Origin of the sequence: Streptomyces coacervatus (assembly GCF_029223485.1) — a bacterium.
GTDB classification, from domain to species: Bacteria; Actinomycetota; Actinomycetes; order Streptomycetales; family Streptomycetaceae; genus Streptomyces; species Streptomyces coacervatus.
Genome location: NZ_JARHTP010000016.1, coordinates 262,357 through 278,724 on the forward strand (window position 1 = coordinate 262,357; position 16,368 = coordinate 278,724).

The following is a 16,368-nucleotide window of genomic DNA, read 5'->3' on the forward strand; positions in this document are numbered from 1 at the left end:
GGACCCTTGCGCATCGCCGTCTATCTGCCGCTGCTGCTCTCCCTGATCGCCCCGCTCGCCGCCCGGCCGCTGTCCGAGCGGTGTGAACCCCGCCTGGCCACCTGGCTGCTCACCGGCTCTGCGCTCGTCCTGGGCGCGGCGAGCACCGTCTCCCTGGGCCTGCTGGCCGCCACCGGCCTGATCCGCATCCCGCAACTCGCCGCCCTCGGCCACTGGTCGGCCACCTCGGCACAGCGCGACGACCCCGCCGAGCTCTCCGTGGCCCTGATCGCGGGACTGCTCGTGGGTGGCGCTGTTCTCGCCGCGGCCCGCATGCTCTGGCGTCGGGCCCGCACCCTGGCGGCGGCGGCACTGGATGCCGCCTGCATGCCCACCCGCGACGGCACGGTCATCGTCGACGACGAGGCACCGGACGCCTACGCACTGCCCGGCCTGCCCGGCCTGCCCGGCCGCATCGTCGTCTCCACCGGCATGCTGCACACCCTGGACGAGACCGAGCACGGCATCCTGCTCGCCCACGAGCGCGCCCACCTGACCGGCCACCACTACGCCTTCGTCGCCCTCGCCCAGCTCGGCGCCTCGGCCAACCCCCTGCTGCGCCCCTTCGCGACCGCCGTCGCCTACACCATCGAACGCTGGGCCGACGAGAACGCCGCCAGGGCCACCGGCGACCGCAGCCGCGTCGCCCGTACCGTCGGCAAGGCCGCCCTCGCCGCCCACCGCGCGCCGGCCCTCACCCGCGCGGCCGGGGCAGCCCTCGGCATCCTCGGCCGCCATGGCCCGCTCGCCTCCGCGGGCCCGGTGCCCCGCCGTGTCGCCGCGCTTCTCGCCCCACCCCTCGACCGCCGTCCCGTCCTCGCCGCGGCCACCACGGCCGTCCTCACGGCCACGCTCCTCGCCACCGCCGAAGCCGCCCACGACCTCCACCGCCTGTTGGAGACCGTAGGCGCCAGGTAGCCACTCGCCGAAACACCACTGCAATGGCAGGTCGGGCCGCGGGTCGGCGACGACGTCGACCTCTCTGGGCAGAAGGTCCCGGGCATCGAGACCGTGTTGGGCTGACGCAAACCAAGCGGCTACAGGGCGACAACGAGCACGCAACGGGCGTGCGGCGACGCTGCGGCTCGCCGCCGCTCGCCGCCTACCATCCCCGGACAGGGGCCCACGAGCGCCCGCAGGCAGGGGGGTCCCATGTGGTCGACCGCTTCACGGCCGGTGTTCCGGCGCCTCGTCGGCGCTGTCGCGGTGGGCCTGGGCCTGGCCGCAACCTCAGGGTGCACGGTTCCCGTCGATGCCGTCGCCGGCATCTCCGTGACCACCGACGGCCGTCTGCTCGGCGTCATGATGGTCTGCAGGCATCACATCGATGGCGCAACCCTCTACAGGGCCTGCCAGAGCAGGTAACGCCACCCGTAATCCCAAACCACAGAAGAGCAGTTGCCTCAACGGCTCTCCAACTCCCCGATCCGAGCGATCGTCGCTCCACTCTTGGGGCACACCCACACCGCTGTGTCCGCCGCGACCGTCGGCGTCAGCGGATGCGTGTCGGGGTGGGTCGGGCAGTTCGGCCACACCGCCGGTGCGCCCTCGGACCACAGCGCCTCCACCGCCCACTCCTGGACCTGATCCGCGAGGTTCGCCAGCCGCTCCGCGACGGTGCCGCCCAGCGGCGAGGTCAGGCCCTGGCCCGAACCGTCCGGGGCATGGAGCATGATCCCGTACGTGTCGTCCACACGTATGCGCGGCCGCACCACGCACTGCGCCCGGAGGTCCCGCAGGACCGTCTCCAGGGCTTCGGAGAATTCCACGTCGTCCACAGGGGCTCCGATCGCATCGCGAAGGACTGGCACGGCTTCCACTATGCCGCCGACCGCAGGAGCGAGGGGCGCGGCGCCGCTGGATCCGGAGCAGCGCTGGATCGGCGCTCGCCGCGTGTCGGCCGGGGCCGAGTGTCCTGGGTGAGTCGATCGGCCACTCCCGGATACAGGCCCGGGCGGGTCGGTCGGCGTGGGTGAGGAAGGACCGACCCGCCCGGGAGTTCGCGCCGCTCGGGGCAACCTGAGCAACAAGCCCGCGCGGGTTACACGCCCACGTCGCGGGTGCGGATGTCGTCCAGGGACTCGCGGCGTACGAGGAGACGGGCGCAGCCGTCACGTACGGCGGCCACCGGTGGGCGGCCGACCAGGTTGTAGCCGGACGCCATGGACAGGTGGTAGGCGCCCGCCACGGGCACTCCGAGAAGGTCTCCCGGGCGTACGTCGCCGGGGAGTTCGACGTCCGCGGCAAGGATGTCTCCGGCCTCGCAGTGCCGGCCCACCACAGTCACCCGGGCCGGGTCGGCGATGCTGTGCCGACCGATGAGTCGTGGCGCGTACCGCACGCCGTAGAGCGCGGGCCGCGGGTTGTCGCTCATGCCGCCGTCCACCGCCACGAACACCCTCTCGCCCGTGTGCTTCACGGCCAGCACGTGGTAGAGCGCGATACCGGCCGGGCCGACGATCGCACGCCCCGGTTCGATGATCACGTGCGGCACCGGGAGTTGGGCCGCGGCACACGCCTCAGCGAGTTCGATACGCACCCGGTGGGCCAGCGCGGTCGGATCGAGGCCCTCCTCGCCGGGGCGGTAGGCGATCCCGTGACCGCCGCCCAGGTCGAGTTCGGACAGGACCAGGCCGTGCTGTTCGTGCAGCCTGGCCATGAGGCCGACCGTGCGGCGTACGGCGGCGACGTACGGCTTGACGCTCGTGATCTGCGACCCCAAGTGACAGTGCAGGCCGGTCAGTTCGAGTTGCGGCTGGTCGAGTATCCGGGCGATGGCGTGCTGGGCGTAACCGTCGGAGATCGACAGGCCGAACTTCTGATCGTCCGTGCCGGTGCGGATCTTCTCGTGGCCGCCCGCACTGATCCCGGGCACCACACGGACCATCACCTTCTGGTGACCGCCGGGGCCGACCGCCGCAGCCAGCCGCGCGATCTCCGAAGGGCTGTCGATGACGATACGGCCGACGCCGAGCCGGAGGGCCGTCTCCAGGTCCTGCGGGGACTTGGCGTTGCCGTGCAGGACCATCCGCTCCGGCGGGAAGCCGGTGGTCACCGCGAGTTCCAGCTCGCCGGCGGAGCAGACGTCGAGGCCGAGGCCCTCCTCGGCCATCCAGTGGACCATGGCCCGGCACAGGAACGCCTTTGCCGCGTACAGGACTTCGGCGTCGGGGAAGGCGTGCCGGTAGGTGCGGCAGCGGTCGCGGACCTCGTTCTCGTCGAGGACATAGACAGGGGTGCCGAAGCGGTCGGCGATCTCCGCGAGCGGCACGCCGCCCACGGTCAGGTCGCCCGGACGGGGCTCGGCGGTCGAGGCCGGCCACACCGACAGTTCGGCGGAGGTGGAAGGGACGGCGGGTTCGTGAAGGGTGGTCATCGCCTGCTCTCCTCTCAACCGATCCGCAGGGCCGGGGCGGTCGGGGCCAACTCGGGGGCGGCGGACGCGACCGGTACGGGCGCCGGCGCGGTGAACTGGGGGTCGATGGTGACGGTGGTGACGCCGAGCGGGGCGGTCAGTGCGCGCAGCGCGGGCTCGGCGAGGCGGATCCACGCCTGCCCGGGACCGAACGTCGCGGTCAGCCTCCGCAGCGAGGTGAAGCCGACGGCGGTGCGGCCGCCGAGAGGTGTGCGGAAGAGCCGGGCCACGCACCGTGAAGGACCCGGCCGGACCGGGACGAACAGGGGTCCGGCCGGGAACCGATCGGAGGGCTCGGGGTCTTCGCCGTACTGGAGTTGTTCCATGGGATACCTCCGGAGGATCCGAAGTGGCTGAAGGGATGGGCCGAAGCGCCCGGACGCGGGGAGGCGGACCGGGGCGCACCAACGACGCTAAGCCCGCCCACCGCGGCTCGCGGACCCCTCCTGACGGGATGCTGACGGTGATCGGGACGACGTTGACGGGATGCTGGCGTTCCTGGTGATCAGCCCGGAAGGCAGCAAGCAGGGCCCCGAGCTCCTCGAGCGCCGTCTCGCCCTGTACGGCGAGGCGCCGCGGATGGTCTTCGGGGCCGACACGTATCGGGCGTTCGCGCGGGCGCTGATGGCCGCGGGTCTGGCGGCCGACTTCGGCCTTGAGCTGATCGAGAGCCGGACGCTCGACGTTCGTTTGGGCCGGTAGGCCCGCCGGGACTGCTGTTGTGAGCGGGCCGAGTACGACGGTGGCTCCGGTGGCGGACGCCGTAACGGCCGGGCCGGCACGACTCGTCCGACGACGGCCGAGGACAGCTCGTGCCGGACCTCACGCGTCCCCGTAGGCCTCCCCGCCCAGTTCGAACCCGGCCGTCCCGGCGGTCACGTCGGCGAGCCAGGCCCGGAAGGCGTCCACGTCGGCGTCCGGCAGGCCGACCTCGATGGTGACCGCCTCCCCGTAGCGCACGTCGCGCACCTCGCGGCCGGTCGAGTGCAGGTCGTTCTGGACCTTCCCGGCGCGCTGGTGGTCGACGGTCACCGTGGCCAGCCGGAACCTGCGGCGGGTGAGGGTGCCGAGGGTGTCCAGGGCCTCGCCGACCGCGCCGCCGTACGCCCTGATGAGCCCGCCCGCGCCGAGCTTGACGCCGCCGTAGTAGCGGGTGACGACGGCGACGACGTACCGCATGTCGCGACGCAGCAGCATCTGGAGCATGGGGACGCCGGCGGTGCCACCCGGTTCGCCGTCGTCGCTGGCCTTCTGGACGGAGGCGTCGGCGCCGATGACGTAGGCCCAGCAGTTGTGGGTGGCGTCCGCATGCTCCTTGCGCACCCCGGCGATGAAGTCCTGGGCCTCCTGCTCGGTGGCCGCGGGCGCCAGGGCGCACAGGAAGCGGGAGCGGTTGACCTCGGTCTCGTGCACTCCCGGGCGGGCGACGGTGCGGTACTCGTCCTGCATCCGGCCAGCCTATGCGGCGCACGTCCTACTTCTTCCCGTCGCCCTTCCTGCCCCGCGGCACGATCATGCTCGTCAGCAGTGCCGTGCCCGGGGCGAGCGCGTCCCAGGTGGTTCCGTGCCAGGCCAGTACTGCGATCGCCGCGGTGGGGAACTTCGCCCGCACCTCGTCGAGGTTGTCGTCGAGGCTGTCCCCGGCGAGTTCCAGGACGAGTTCCTCGAGGCCGGGGTTGTGTCCGACCAGAAGCAGTGTCTCGACCTCGGCGGACACCTCGTGCACGGCGGTCAGCAGGTCGGACACTTCGGCGGCATACAGCCGCGGGTCGTGGTGCACCGGCGGCGGTGTCCCCCACTGGGCCGAGGCCAGGTCCCAGGTCTGGCGTGCTCGTACGGCGGTGGAGCACAGGGCGAGGTCCGGCAGGCAGTCGGCCTCGGCGAGGGCTCGGCCGGCGGCCGGTGCGTCCCGGCGGCCGCGCGGCGCAAGCGGACGCTTGCGGTCGGGGACGCCCGCCGGCCAGGCCGACTTGGCGTGCCGCAGCACCACGAGGCGACGCAGCGGGCCCGCTCCCGCGCGCGCGATCATGCCGGGCTTCCGAGGTCGCGGGCGAGATCGAGGCCGAGCAGCCGGTCCGCGTAGGCGTACGTCTCGAAGCGCGCGCCCTCCGGCAGTTCGGACCCGGACTCCACCCAGGCCAGCACGTCGAGCACGGCGGGGACGTCCAAGTCGTCCTCCCAGGCGGTACGGAGGCGTGCGCGCGCCTCGTCGGGAATCGGCCGCGACGGCTGCTGCGCCCAGGCGGCGACCGCGCGCCGCCAGCGTACGAGGGTTTCGCCGGCCTCGCTCAGCGCGGCCGCGTCGAGCTGCACGGGTGTGCTCCGGCGCCGGGAGAGGAGGGCCAGGCGCAGTGCGGCCGGGTCGGCGCCCTGCGCGATGCCGGGCGCCTCCGGGCCGACGGGGGCGACGGCGACCCGGACGCCGTCGGGGGTCGCTCCGCCCTCCTCCACGACGTGCAGAACCTGTGCCTCGCCCAGTCCGGGTCCGACGTCCCGCCTGTCCTCGAAGGGCCGGATGCCGAGCGCAGCCGCCCCGGCCCGCAGCTCCGCCTGCCCCCGTTCAGCGGTCAGCACCCCCCACACCGGAGTGCCGCCGAGTTCCAGGGCACGCACAAGAAGGTCGGCGACCAGCAGCACCCGCAGGGCTCCGGTGTGGAATTCCGGCACATGGGCGTCGACCCGGGTCAGCCCCCGGCGGACCGGGGCGGCGTCGACGGACTCGCCGGTTCGGGCGTCGGTGATGTGCAGCACGGGCTGAGCGTAGGCGGGCGGACGGCCGCGCGCAGGCATCCGGCGCGAATTCCGGACAAGGCGGCGGGATTCAACCAGGTGCACGGCGATGCGTGGACGTACACACGCGCGTGCCGCCGCCCTCGCACACATGCGACGCACGCGCGCGTGCGGAGGCGGTCCCGTCCCGCGCATTCCTCGCACCTCTCACGCACTCACGCACGAGCCCACTCACGCGCGCGGCGTATGAATTCGCACCCGGTCGAGCACCGCCACCGCCGACGTCTCCCCCAGGACGTCCGCCACGTGCGGCAGGAAGTCCCGCAGGCGTGGCTCCTCGTCGACGATGACCACGGCGCACGGCGCCTTCGGTGCGAGGGGGGACTGCTTGCGGTCGCCGGCGCCGAAGCCGGTGATCCCGTGGAAGACGCTCGCCCCGATGAGGCCCTCGCGGTGCGCGCGGTGGACGAGTTCGGCGTAGGCGGGCCTGTGGTGCCAGACCACGGCTGCGTCGAGGTGGATGGTCAGGCGTGCGGCGAGCATGTCGTGGCCGGGCATGGGCCACCCCCTGCCGTGCGGACTGCCCGGACCGTACCGCGCCGACGGTCTGCCGAACAGGCGCTCAAGGTGCGGCAGTAAGCGGGGAATCATCGCGGACTCCCGGCCGTTGTCGGACTGGACAGCAGGTTCACGAGGCGCAGGGAGGCCGCGGTGTACGGCGACGAGGCAACCGTCCGCAAGATCCTCACCGAGTCCGGCGACACCTGGGCCGTGGTGGGCCTGTCGTCGAACCGCGGGCGTGCCGCATACGGCGTCGCCCAGGTGCTGCAGCGCTACGGCAAGCGCATCGTGCCCGTGCACCCCAAGGCGGAGACGGTCCACGGCGAGCAGGGATACGCCTCCCTCGCCGACATCCCCTTCGACGTGGACGTCGTCGATGTCTTCGTCAACAGCGACCTCGCCGGCCCGATCTCCGACGAGGCGGTCGCCAAGGGCGTCAAGGCGGTCTGGTTCCAGCTCGGTGTGATCGACGAGGCGGCGTACGAGCGTACGCGCGCGGCGGGCGTCGACATGGTGATGGACCGCTGCCCGGCCATTGAGATACCGCTCCTCGACTGAGCAGCGCTCGCCCACCCCGCTCGGCCGGCGCGGAAGGCCCACAGGGACGTGCCGTACATATGAGGCCGCCCCCTCTTCGGCTCCCTGTCGTCCGCACCCGAGGAAGACCCGATGCACGAGCCCGGTTCGCCCGCCCCTTGTTGCATGCCGCCGGGCGGCGGTCCTGCCGAACCCGTGCGGGTCCCACCGCCCGCAGCCCGGAGCGGCTCTGCCGATCCCGAGGGGATGGTCCTGCTGTCCGGCGGCGAGTTCCTGATGGGTGCGGAGGACTCCGAGGGGTTCCCCGCCGACGGTGAGGGACCGGTTCGGACCGTCCGGCTCGACCCGTTCCGCATCGACGCCTGCGCGGTGACCAACAAGCAGTTCGCCGCCTTCGTCGCCGACACCGGTCATGTCACCGACGCCGAGCGGCTCGGCTGGTCGTACGTCTTCGCCGGCTTCCTGCCCGGCAGCCTGCGGCGCGGCGCCCCGCGTCCCGAGGCCGCCCCCTGGTGGTGCGGCGTCGCGGGTGCCGTGTGGAACCGTCCGGAGGGCCCGGGCAGCACGGTCGACGACCGGGGCGACCACCCGGTGGTGCATGTGTCCTGGAACGACGCGGCGGCCTACGCCGCCTGGGCCGGCAAGCGGCTGCCCACCGAGGCGGAGTGGGAGTACGCCGCGCGCGGCGGTCTGGAGCAGAAGCGCTTTCCATGGGGCGACGAGCTCGACCCCGGCGGCGAGTACCGCTGCAACATCTGGCGGGGCACCTTCCCCGGCACCGCGCGCCCGCTCCACAACCCGACCGGTCCGGCCTCCGGCACCGCGAAGGTCATCCGCGGCGGCTCCCACATGTGTCACCGTTCGTATTGCAACCGCTACCGCGTGGCCGCGCGCAGCGCCAATACGGTGGACAGTTCCACTGGTCACACGGGTTTCCGCTGTCTGCAGAGCGTCTGAAGGGCTGTTCAGGAACAGCCCGGGTGTTGGTCAAAACTTCACCATCTGTCTTCTGCTCAACCGCCCCTGTTTCCTACTCTGCGACGTCGCACGCACTGAAAAGTTGTATTCACTTGGTGAGAGGTCGCTGAAAATATGGTGAGCGTCGAACAGGCCTCCCTGGAGGACACCGGAGGCTCAACAGGCCTCCGGCGGGACGTCGGACTGATCGGTCTGATGTGGGCGTCCGTGGGTTCAATCATCGGCTCCGGCTGGCTGTTCGGCGCCAAGAACGCCGTCACGATGGCCGGTCCGGCGGCGATCATCTCGTGGGGTATCGGCGCCGTCGCGATCGTCCTGCTCGCGCTCGTGCATGCCGAGCTCGGCGGCATGTTCCCGGTGGCGGGCGGCACGGCGCGTTATCCGCACTACGCCTTCGGCGGCCTGGCCGGTATGTCGTTCGGCTGGTTCGCCTGGCTGCAGGCGGCCACCGTGGCCCCGATCGAGGTCGAGGCCATGATCGGCTATGCCGGACACTGGGACTTCGCAAAGGGCTATCTGCACAAGGGCAACGGCACGCTGACGACCAGCGGTCTGATCGTCGCGGTCGTCCTGATGGCCGTCTTCGTCGCGGTCAACTTCCTCGGCGTGAAGGTCCTCGCACACACCAACAGTGCGGCCACCTGGTGGAAGATCGCCGTCCCGCTGGCCACGATCTTCATCGTTGCGGTGGGCCACTTCCACCCGGGCAACTTCACTTCGGAGGGCTTCGCCCCGTTCGGCGCGAAGGGCGTGCTGAGCGCGATCAGCACCAGCGGCATCATCTTCGCCCTGCTGGGCTTCGAACAGGCGATCCAGCTGGCGGGCGAGAGCCGCAACCCCAAGCGCGACCTGCCGCGCGCGACCCTGGGCTCGGTCGCGATCGGAGCGACCATCTACGTCCTGCTCCAGATCGTGTTCATCGCCGCGCTGCCGCACAGCACGTTCGCGCACGGCTGGGCCAAGCTCGACTTCCCGGGCATCGACGGCCCCTGGGCGGGCCTGACCACCCTGGTGGGCCTGGGCTGGCTGAGCGTCGTGCTGTACCTCGACGCCGTGGTCTCCCCCGCGGGCACCGGTCTGATCTACACGACCGCCACCTCCCGCGTCTCCTTCGGCCTCTCCAAGAACGGCTACGCACCGAAGCTGTTCGAGAAGGTCGACGCCCGCGGTGTGCCGTGGTTCGGTCTGATCCTGTCCTTCGTGACCGGCATCATCTGCTTCCTGCCCTTCCCGAGCTGGCAGAAGCTGGTCGGCTTCATCACCTCGGCGAGCGTCCTGATGTACGCGGGCGCACCGCTGGCGTACGGCGTCTTCGCCGACAAGCTGCCGAGCCACGAGCGCCCCTACCGCCTCCCCGGCGGCAAGGTGATCTCCCCGCTGGCCTTCGTCGTCGCCAACCTCATCATCTACTGGGCCACTTGGGACATCCTGTGGCGGCTCGGCGTGGCGATCATCCTCGGCTACGCGCTGCTCGGCGGTTACGCCGTCTACGCCAGGAACAAGGGCCTGCCGGACGCTCCCCGGCTGGACTTCAAGGCCGCCCAGTGGCTGCCGGTCTACCTGGTCGGCATGGGCGTGATCTCCTGGCAGGGCGGTTTCGGCGGCCAGGGCAACATCCCGCTGTGGTGGGACATCCTGATCGTGTCCGCGTTCTCCCTGGGCATCTACTACTGGGCCCGGGCCGTCGCCCTGCACCCCGAGGCGATCCAGCGCAGCATCGACGAGGTCGTGGTCGTGGACACGCCCACGCACTGACCCCCCTCGAATTCCTCCTGGAATGCACGAGACGGCGGTGGGGCCCCCGGGGGGGGGGCCCCCCGCCGTCTCTTCACACGACAAAGTGACCATCCGTCACAATGCTCGGGTGACTTCCCCGACTCCCCACCCCAACTTCCCTTCCCCGCAGCACTTTCCCGTCGTGATCGTGGGCGCAGGGCCCGCCGGTCTCACCGTCGGGAACATCCTGCGGGCCGCGTCGGTCGACTGCCTGGTGCTGGAGGTGGAGACGCGCGAGTTCATCGAGCATCGGCCCCGGGCCGGCGTGATCGAGGAGTGGGCCGTCCGGGGGCTCGAACAGCGGGGCCTGGCAGGCAACTTGCTGGAGCGGGCCGAGTTGCACACCCAGTGCGAGTTCCGTGTCGGCCGGCAGCGGCACCGGTTTTCCTACACCGAGTTGACGGGGCATCACCACTTCGTCTATCCACAGCCGTTGCTCGTCACCGATCTCGTGCGGGAGTACACGGACGTACGCGGCGGCGAGATCAGGTTCGGCGTGCGGGACGTCCGGCTGCACGGCCTGGACACGGACCGGCCGTCGGTGTCGTACGTCGACCCCGAGACCGGTCAACGCGAGTGGGTGCACTGCGACTTCGTCGCCGGGTGCGACGGAGCGCGCGGGGTGACCCGGACCGTGCTGCCACCGGAGCGGGCCCGGATCGCCCGGCACGACTACGGCATCGGCTGGCTGGCGCTCCTTGCCGAGGCGCCGCCGTCCAGCGACTGCGTGGCGTTCGGCATCCATCCGAACGGCTTCGCCGGGCACATGCCCCGCAGCCCCGAGGTCACCCGCTACTACCTGGAGTGCCCGCCCGGCGACGACCCGGAGAACTGGTCGCACGAACGCGTCTGGGCCGAGCTGCAGGAGCGGCTCGGCGCCGCCGACCGGCCGCCGCTCACTGAGGGACGGCTGATCGAGAAGCGCGTCCTCGACATGCACAACTACGTGGTCGAACCCATGGTGTTCGGCCGCCTCTTCCTGGCCGGGGACGCGGCCCATCTCACCGCGCCCATCGCGGCCAAGGGCATGAACCTCGCCCTCCACGACGCCTTCCTGCTCGGCGACGGGCTCGTCGCGCACCTCACCAAGGGCGACGCCCGCGGCCTCGAGGGCTACTCGGCGGCCTGCCTCGGACGCGTGTGGGACTACCAGGAGTTCTCGCAGTGGCTGTCGGACGTGTACCACGGCGCGTCGTCGGGCGACGCCTACCGCGCGGGCACGACGCTGGCCCGGCTGCGCCGCCTCTTCGAATCCCCCGCTGCCGCGGCGGCGTTCGCGGAGCAGTACCTCGGCAACAGCACGACGGTGCAGCCGGAAACACCGTGATCCTCAGTCGTGCAGCGGCCGATCGCTGAGTCGATGGTCCGCCACCTTCAGCGCCTCGTCCACGAGCCGTCGCAGATGCCCGTCCCGCAGTGAATAGATGACCCTGCGGCCCTCCTTGCGCGTGTTCACCAAGCCCGCCAGCCGCAGCCGCGCCAGGTGCTGACTGACCGCGGGCCGGGCCGCCCCGCCCGCCTCCGTAAGCGTCGTGACATCGGCCTCGCCGCTGGTCAGGGCATGCAGCAGCGCGAGGCGGGTGCGGTCGCCCAGCAGGGCGAGGAGTTCCGCGGCGAGTGCGAACTGTTCCTCGCCCGGGGTGCGCGGGTGCGCATCGTGCGCAGTTGATAGGTGCATGCGTGCGCTCATACGCACATAATGGTCCCGTGGGCGTCCCGCGTCCACCACCGCGCACCGGAAGGGGCCCAAGTGAGCGACCGGCACCACCATCACGACGAGCACCACGACCATCACGGGCACCACGACCACCATGGGCACCACGACCCCCACCATGGGCACCCGCATCGCCACAACCCCACCGGCCTCCGGCACCGTCTCGGCCACCTCCTCACCCCCCACTCCCACGAGACCGCCGACAAGCTCGACTCCGCGCTGGAGTCCTCGGCCCGCGGAATGCGAGCACTCTGGGTCTCGCTGGCCGTCCTCGGGGCAACGGCCGTGGCGCAGGCGGTGGTCGTGGTCATGTCCGGTTCGGTGGCGCTGCTGGGCGACACGGTGCACAACGCCGCGGACGCGCTGACCGCCGTACCGCTGGGCATCGCTTTTGTGCTGGGCCGGCGGGCGGCCACGCGCCGCTTCACCTACGGCTACGGCCGGGCCGAGGACCTTGCGGGGATCGCGATCGTCCTGACGATCGCCGCGTCGGCCGCGTTCGCGGCCTGGGCGGCGGTGGATCGGCTGCTCGATCCGCGCCCGGTCGCGCACCTACCGGCCGTGGCGGCGGCCGCGCTGGTCGGGTTCGCCGGGAACGAGTGGGTTGCCCGCCACCGGATCCGGGTGGGCCGGGAGATCGGCTCGGCCGCGCTGGTCGCCGACGGCCTGCACGCGCGTACCGACGGATTCACCTCGCTGGCCGTGCTGCTGGGAGCGGGCGGCTCCGCACTGGGGTGGCAACTCGCCGACCCGCTGGTGGGGTTGGCGATCACCGCGGCTATCGCGCTGGTGCTGCGGGACGCGGCGCGCGAGGTGTTCCGGCGGGTGATGGACGCCGTCGACCCGGAGCTGGTGGACCGGGCCGAGCGGGCGCTTCGAGAGGTGCCGGGCGTGCGCGAGGTCGGTCAGCTGCGGCTGCGCTGGATCGGGCACCGGCTGCGGGCCGAGGTCGCGGTGGTGGTGGACGGCGAGGCGACCGTACGCACGGCACACGCGATAGCCGTCGAGGCCGAACACGCACTGCTGCACGCCGTACCAAGACTGACGGCGGCCCTGGTACACGCCGACCCGGCACCGGCCCCGGACGAGGAGGACCCCCACCTGGCCTTGGCGCATCACGCGAAGCACTAGGCGGTTTCGTCTGGATCATCTGCTGCGTGTCACTGCGAGCCTGTGGCCACCAGGGGCGCCGTGATGGGTTCGAGCTCGGTGATCAGTTCGTCGAGTTCGGCGGGGGACAGGGCGTCGTAGGGCGGGGTGGCGAGTTCGTCGGTGAGGGTTTCGATGCGTTGTTTGGTCGCGCGGCCTGCGTCGGTGAAGTGGCCGTCGGTGTCGATGAGTCCGCGTTCGCGCATGCCGTCCATGACCGCGGCCAGGCGCTCTTTCGGCAGGTGATGAATGCGTCCGAACGACTCTGGGGGGTGGATGCCCTGTTCCAGAGCGGAGAGCACGTGGGCCTCCGTGCCGCCGATGCGCGCGCCGACGAGAGCTGCGATGTGCCCGTCGCCGCGGTGCTCGCGCAGCATGGTCGCGGAATGCCACAGCCGGGCGACGGGGTCGCTGGGTACCTCAAGGGTGCGCATGCCGGCGTACATCACCCGGCCTTCGGTGGGGGCGCTCGTCGCGGCCTTGGTGGTCAGGTCTGCGGCACGCACCAGGCCCGGGGAGCCGGCCAGCTCGTCGCCGAGGATGCGCCGTAGGGAGGCCGCGCTGCCCCGCTCCCGCGCGGCGACGGAGGCCTCGGGCGGGATCGTCTCCCAGGCGCTGGGGATGTGCCGTGCGGCTTCCCCGTCGGCGAAGTTGTAGAAGGCTGCGTGCACGACCTGGGCCGGCACCCGTCCCAGTGGTGCGGCGCGGCTGCCGAAGTAGCCGTCCCAGTAGGTGCGGTGGCCGAGTGCGGCCAGTTCCTCGTTGCACTCGTCGGCCAGGAAGGTGACCACGCAGATCGGCTCCAGGAGCTCGAACATGCGACGGGCGATGTGAGTCATCGGATGCGAGCGCGTCTTGCCCATCGGGTTCTCCCTTTGTCAGGTGTGCCGACTTGGACCGTCCGGCACACCGAAACTCATCGGCGACCGAAGGGCAGCGCCGGAAGGGGCGCGGGGAACTGCGCGACCAGCCACGACGACGCCGCAGACGAAGGTCGGCAGGCCCCTGCGTGGGGCGCGGCGCGGTCAGACGCCGAGCCCCTCCAACACCACCGCACCCGGCAGCTCCGCGAACGCCTTCCCCGGCACCAGCAGCTTGCCGCGTCGCCGCCCGCTGCCGACCAGGACGTACGGAAGGTCGACTACGGCCGCGTCCACCAACACCGGCCAGCCGTCCGGGAGTCCGATCGGGGTGATGCCGCCGTACTCCATGCCGGTCTCCTGCGTCGCGGTGTCCATGGGTGCGAACGAGGCCTTGCGGGCGCCGAGTTGGCGGCGGACGACGCCGTTGACGTCGACCCGGGTGGTGGAGAGCACGATGCACGCGGCGAGCGTCGTCTCGCCACCCCGCTTGCCGGCCACCACCACACAGTTCGCCGACTGCTCCAGCAGCTCCTTCCCGTAGTGCTCCACGAAGACGGCGGTGTCGGCCCACTGCGGGTCGGTGTCGACGTAGACGATCCGGTCGGCGGGGACACTGCCGCTCCAGTGGCGTACGGCGTCGGCGACCGGGCCGGTCAGTTCGTGGAGGGCGTCCGGGGCGGGAGTGGCGCTGTCGAAGTGTCCAATGGGTGCACGCATGACCGCACGCTAACAGGGCGTCCTGTGCCGCCTCAGTGGACCGGTGGGACGGAGACCGCCATGACCATTTCCATCGGTTCGCCGCCCTCGTTGCCGTAGGTGTGCGGGGTGTTGGCCTCGAAGGAGACGCTCGCACCGGCCGGGACGCGGTACTTCTCGCCGTCGACCGTGAGGGTCAGCTCCCCCGTCGTGACGTGCACGAGCTCGACCGTGCCGGTGGGGTGCGGGTCGGACGGGCTGCGGTCGCCGGGCATGAGCCGCCAGTCCCACATCTCCAGTGGGCCGGGCGCCTCGGTGCCCGCGAGGAGGCGGTTGTAGCTGCCCGCGTCGGTGGACCACAGCCGGACGGCCTGCTCGGCGGGGACGATACGGACCTTGGGCCCCTGCTCGTAGTCGAGCAGCGTCGTGATGCTGATGCCGAGGGCGTCGCCGATCTTGACGACCGTGCCGATGCTCGGGTTGGTGCGGGCCTGCTCGATCTGGATGAGCATGCCGCGGCTGACCCCGGCGCGGGCGGCGAGCGCGTCCAGGGTGAAGCCCCGCTCGTTGCGCCAGCGCTTGACGTTGCGGGCCAGGGACTGGGTCAGCAGGTCGAGGTCCGACACTTTCCGTCCAATATTCATGTACTGCGAGGGCAATATTGTGAATGACAGGGTTCACTTCACTGAACTACGGTGGAGTGCACCCGATCGTTCACCGAACTGTACTGCGAGGCGAGCCGTGACAGCATTCTTCGCCATGGCCTCCAGCCTGCTGTGGGGCCTCGCCGACTTCGGCGGCGGACTGCTCACCCGGCGCACCCCGGCGCTCACGGTGGTCGTCGTCTCGCAGGGCATCGCCGCGGCCGTGCTCGGGGTGATCGTGACGGCCACGGGCAGCTGGAGCGAGGCCGGCCCCCGGCTGTGGTTCGCCTTCGCCGCGGGTCTGGTGGGACCGGTGGCGATGATCGCCTTCTACAAGGCCCTGGCGCTGGGGCCGATGGGCGTCGTCTCCCCGCTGGCGACGCTGGGAGTGGCCGTCCCGGTCGGCGTGGGCCTGTTCCTCGGCGAGCGTCCCGGTCTGCTGCAGGTCGCGGGTATCGCGGTCGCCGTCACGGGTGTGGTGCTCGCGGGCGGTCCACAGTTCGGGGGCGCCTCGGTCCAGCGGCGGACGGTTCTGCTGACACTCGTCGCGGCGCTCGGTTTCGGCACGGTGTTCGCCCTGATCGCGGAGGCGTCGACGACCGTCGCCGGCCTCTTCCTCGCGCTCTTCGTACAGCGCCTGACGAACGTGGCAGCAGGCGGCATCGCGCTCTACTCCTCCGGCAGACGGGGCGGCGAGGCCCTCCCGAGCGGCGGCTTCCCCTGGACGTCCCTCCCGGCGCTCGCCTTCGTCGGCCTCGCGGACGTCGCGGCGAACGGCACCTACTCGGTCGCCGCCCAGCACGGCCCCATCACCGTCGCCGCCGTCCTCGCCTCGCTCTACCCGGTGGTGACCGCACTCGCCGCCCGCGGCTTCCTCAGCGAGCGCCTCCGCGGCATCCAGGCGGCGGGCGCGGGCCTCGCCCTGGTGGGCACGCTGCTGCTGGCGACGGGCTGAGCGCGGCCTAGGGCCTGTCGTCAAATTCCCGTCGTCCGCCCGAAGGGCGGGCCGCGCGGCGTCAGGTGCGTGCTATCGGCGTGCCGGGCACGGACCCGCGTACTGGTTGTACGTGGGTCTGTGCCCGGTGCGACGAGAGTGCGTGCATGGCGTCGCGCGGCAGGCGGGAATTTGACGACAGGCCCTAGTAGTGCTTGGTCAGGTTGATATCGGTTCCGGCATGTTGCGGTGACAGGTGGGGCAGGCGCCGGTCCAGACCGCGAGGAGTAACTGCAGTTCGCGGGCGACTCGGTAGAGGCTCAGGCCGGCGC

General features: G+C 71.6%; 18 protein-coding genes and 1 pseudogene. 8 read left to right on the top strand and 11 right to left on the bottom strand.

Translation table 11 applies throughout. The annotated features are described in order from the left end of the window. Positions 1-6: 6 nt before the first annotated feature. Positions 7-957, top strand: a complete 951-nt coding sequence (locus P2Q00_RS34555; protein WP_275777636.1) for a M56 family metallopeptidase — start codon at positions 7-9, stop codon at positions 955-957. Between the two features lie 485 nt (positions 958-1,442). Here P2Q00_RS34555 and P2Q00_RS34560 read toward each other — a convergent pair whose 3' ends face one another. The 3 genes from P2Q00_RS34560 to P2Q00_RS34570 all read right to left on the bottom strand — a co-directional run bounded on the left by P2Q00_RS34560 (position 1,443) and on the right by P2Q00_RS34570 (position 3,780). Beyond that, positions 1,443-1,817: a hypothetical protein gene (locus tag P2Q00_RS34560; protein WP_275777637.1), complete on the bottom strand. Its 375-nt coding sequence runs from the start codon at positions 1,815-1,817 to the stop codon at positions 1,443-1,445. A gap of 263 nt (positions 1,818-2,080) precedes the next feature. Beyond that, positions 2,081-3,415, bottom strand: a complete 1,335-nt coding sequence (gene lysA / locus P2Q00_RS34565; RefSeq protein ID WP_275777639.1) for a diaminopimelate decarboxylase — start codon at positions 3,413-3,415, stop codon at positions 2,081-2,083. Positions 3,416-3,429: 14 nt separating this feature from the next. Continuing rightward, positions 3,430-3,780, bottom strand: a complete 351-nt coding sequence (locus P2Q00_RS34570; protein WP_275777640.1) for an SAV_915 family protein — start codon at positions 3,778-3,780, stop codon at positions 3,430-3,432. Between the two features lie 196 nt (positions 3,781-3,976). Between P2Q00_RS34570 and P2Q00_RS34575 the strand changes: the two are divergent. Continuing rightward, positions 3,977-4,084: pseudogene (locus P2Q00_RS34575) on the top strand (dihydrofolate reductase family protein); the annotation flags it as partial. A gap of 192 nt (positions 4,085-4,276) precedes the next feature. On the opposite strand, the gene P2Q00_RS34580 reads toward P2Q00_RS34575, so the two are convergent. The 4 genes from P2Q00_RS34580 to P2Q00_RS34595 form a co-directional block, all read right to left on the bottom strand. Next, complete coding sequence (locus P2Q00_RS34580) at positions 4,277-4,903, bottom strand: YigZ family protein (RefSeq protein ID WP_275777641.1); 627 nt, start codon at positions 4,901-4,903, stop codon at positions 4,277-4,279. Positions 4,904-4,928: 25 nt separating this feature from the next. Next, entirely contained in the window at positions 4,929-5,483 is a 555-nt protein-coding gene (locus P2Q00_RS34585) for a SixA phosphatase family protein (RefSeq protein ID WP_275777643.1), read from the bottom strand. Continuing rightward, positions 5,480-6,244, bottom strand: a complete 765-nt coding sequence (locus P2Q00_RS34590) for a hypothetical protein (protein WP_275777645.1) — start codon at positions 6,242-6,244, stop codon at positions 5,480-5,482. Before P2Q00_RS34590 ends, P2Q00_RS34585 begins: the two co-directional genes overlap by 4 nt. Before the next feature lie 171 nt (positions 6,245-6,415). Beyond that, positions 6,416-6,742, bottom strand: a complete 327-nt coding sequence (locus P2Q00_RS34595) for a DUF190 domain-containing protein (protein ID WP_275777647.1) — start codon at positions 6,740-6,742, stop codon at positions 6,416-6,418. A gap of 153 nt (positions 6,743-6,895) precedes the next feature. Here P2Q00_RS34595 and P2Q00_RS34600 point away from each other — a divergent pair, with 153 nt between their 5' ends. The 4 genes from P2Q00_RS34600 to P2Q00_RS34615 all read left to right on the top strand — a co-directional run bounded on the left by P2Q00_RS34600 (position 6,896) and on the right by P2Q00_RS34615 (position 11,363). Continuing rightward, a complete protein-coding gene (locus P2Q00_RS34600) occupies positions 6,896-7,303 on the top strand; it encodes a CoA-binding protein (protein WP_275777648.1) in 408 nt (135 codons plus the stop codon). A gap of 111 nt (positions 7,304-7,414) precedes the next feature. After that, positions 7,415-8,239 carry an SUMF1/EgtB/PvdO family nonheme iron enzyme gene (locus P2Q00_RS34605; RefSeq protein ID WP_425579650.1) on the top strand — a complete coding sequence of 275 codons (825 nt, stop codon included), beginning with the start codon at positions 7,415-7,417 and terminating at the stop codon, positions 8,237-8,239. A gap of 135 nt (positions 8,240-8,374) precedes the next feature. Then, positions 8,375-10,015, top strand: coding sequence for an APC family permease (locus tag P2Q00_RS34610; protein WP_275777652.1), 1,641 nt, complete (start codon positions 8,375-8,377; stop codon positions 10,013-10,015). Positions 10,016-10,124: 109 nt separating this feature from the next. Then, positions 10,125-11,363 (top strand): 4-hydroxybenzoate 3-monooxygenase, encoded by a 1,239-nt coding sequence (locus tag P2Q00_RS34615; protein WP_275777654.1) that lies wholly within the window; start codon positions 10,125-10,127, stop codon positions 11,361-11,363. Between the two features lie 3 nt (positions 11,364-11,366). Here the strand turns inward: P2Q00_RS34615 and P2Q00_RS34620 are convergent, their stop codons facing one another. After that, positions 11,367-11,726 (bottom strand): ArsR/SmtB family transcription factor, encoded by a 360-nt coding sequence (locus P2Q00_RS34620; protein WP_275777656.1) that lies wholly within the window; start codon positions 11,724-11,726, stop codon positions 11,367-11,369. A 60-nt stretch (positions 11,727-11,786) separates the two neighbouring features. Between P2Q00_RS34620 and P2Q00_RS34625 the strand changes: the two genes are divergently transcribed. Continuing rightward, entirely contained in the window at positions 11,787-12,881 is a 1,095-nt protein-coding gene (locus tag P2Q00_RS34625) for a cation diffusion facilitator family transporter (protein WP_275777658.1), read from the top strand. A gap of 29 nt (positions 12,882-12,910) precedes the next feature. Here the strand turns inward: P2Q00_RS34625 and P2Q00_RS34630 are convergent, their stop codons facing one another. From P2Q00_RS34630 to P2Q00_RS34640, 3 genes are all read right to left on the bottom strand, one after another. Then, complete coding sequence (locus tag P2Q00_RS34630; RefSeq protein ID WP_275777660.1) at positions 12,911-13,762, bottom strand: SCO6745 family protein; 852 nt, start codon at positions 13,760-13,762, stop codon at positions 12,911-12,913. Between the two features lie 162 nt (positions 13,763-13,924). Continuing rightward, on the bottom strand, positions 13,925-14,479 hold the full coding sequence (locus P2Q00_RS34635; protein ID WP_275777662.1) for a YbaK/EbsC family protein: 555 nt from the start codon (positions 14,477-14,479) through the stop codon (positions 13,925-13,927). Positions 14,480-14,511: 32 nt separating this feature from the next. Continuing rightward, positions 14,512-15,084, bottom strand: a complete 573-nt coding sequence (locus tag P2Q00_RS34640; RefSeq protein WP_275777664.1) for a helix-turn-helix domain-containing protein — start codon at positions 15,082-15,084, stop codon at positions 14,512-14,514. A 115-nt stretch (positions 15,085-15,199) separates the two neighbouring features. Between P2Q00_RS34640 and P2Q00_RS34645 the strand changes: the two genes are divergently transcribed. Continuing rightward, the gene (locus P2Q00_RS34645) at positions 15,200-16,057 is read left to right on the top strand and encodes a DMT family transporter (RefSeq protein WP_275777665.1); all 858 of its coding nucleotides are present in this window, start codon (positions 15,200-15,202) and stop codon (positions 16,055-16,057) included. The last annotated feature ends 311 nt before the right edge of the window (positions 16,058-16,368 follow it).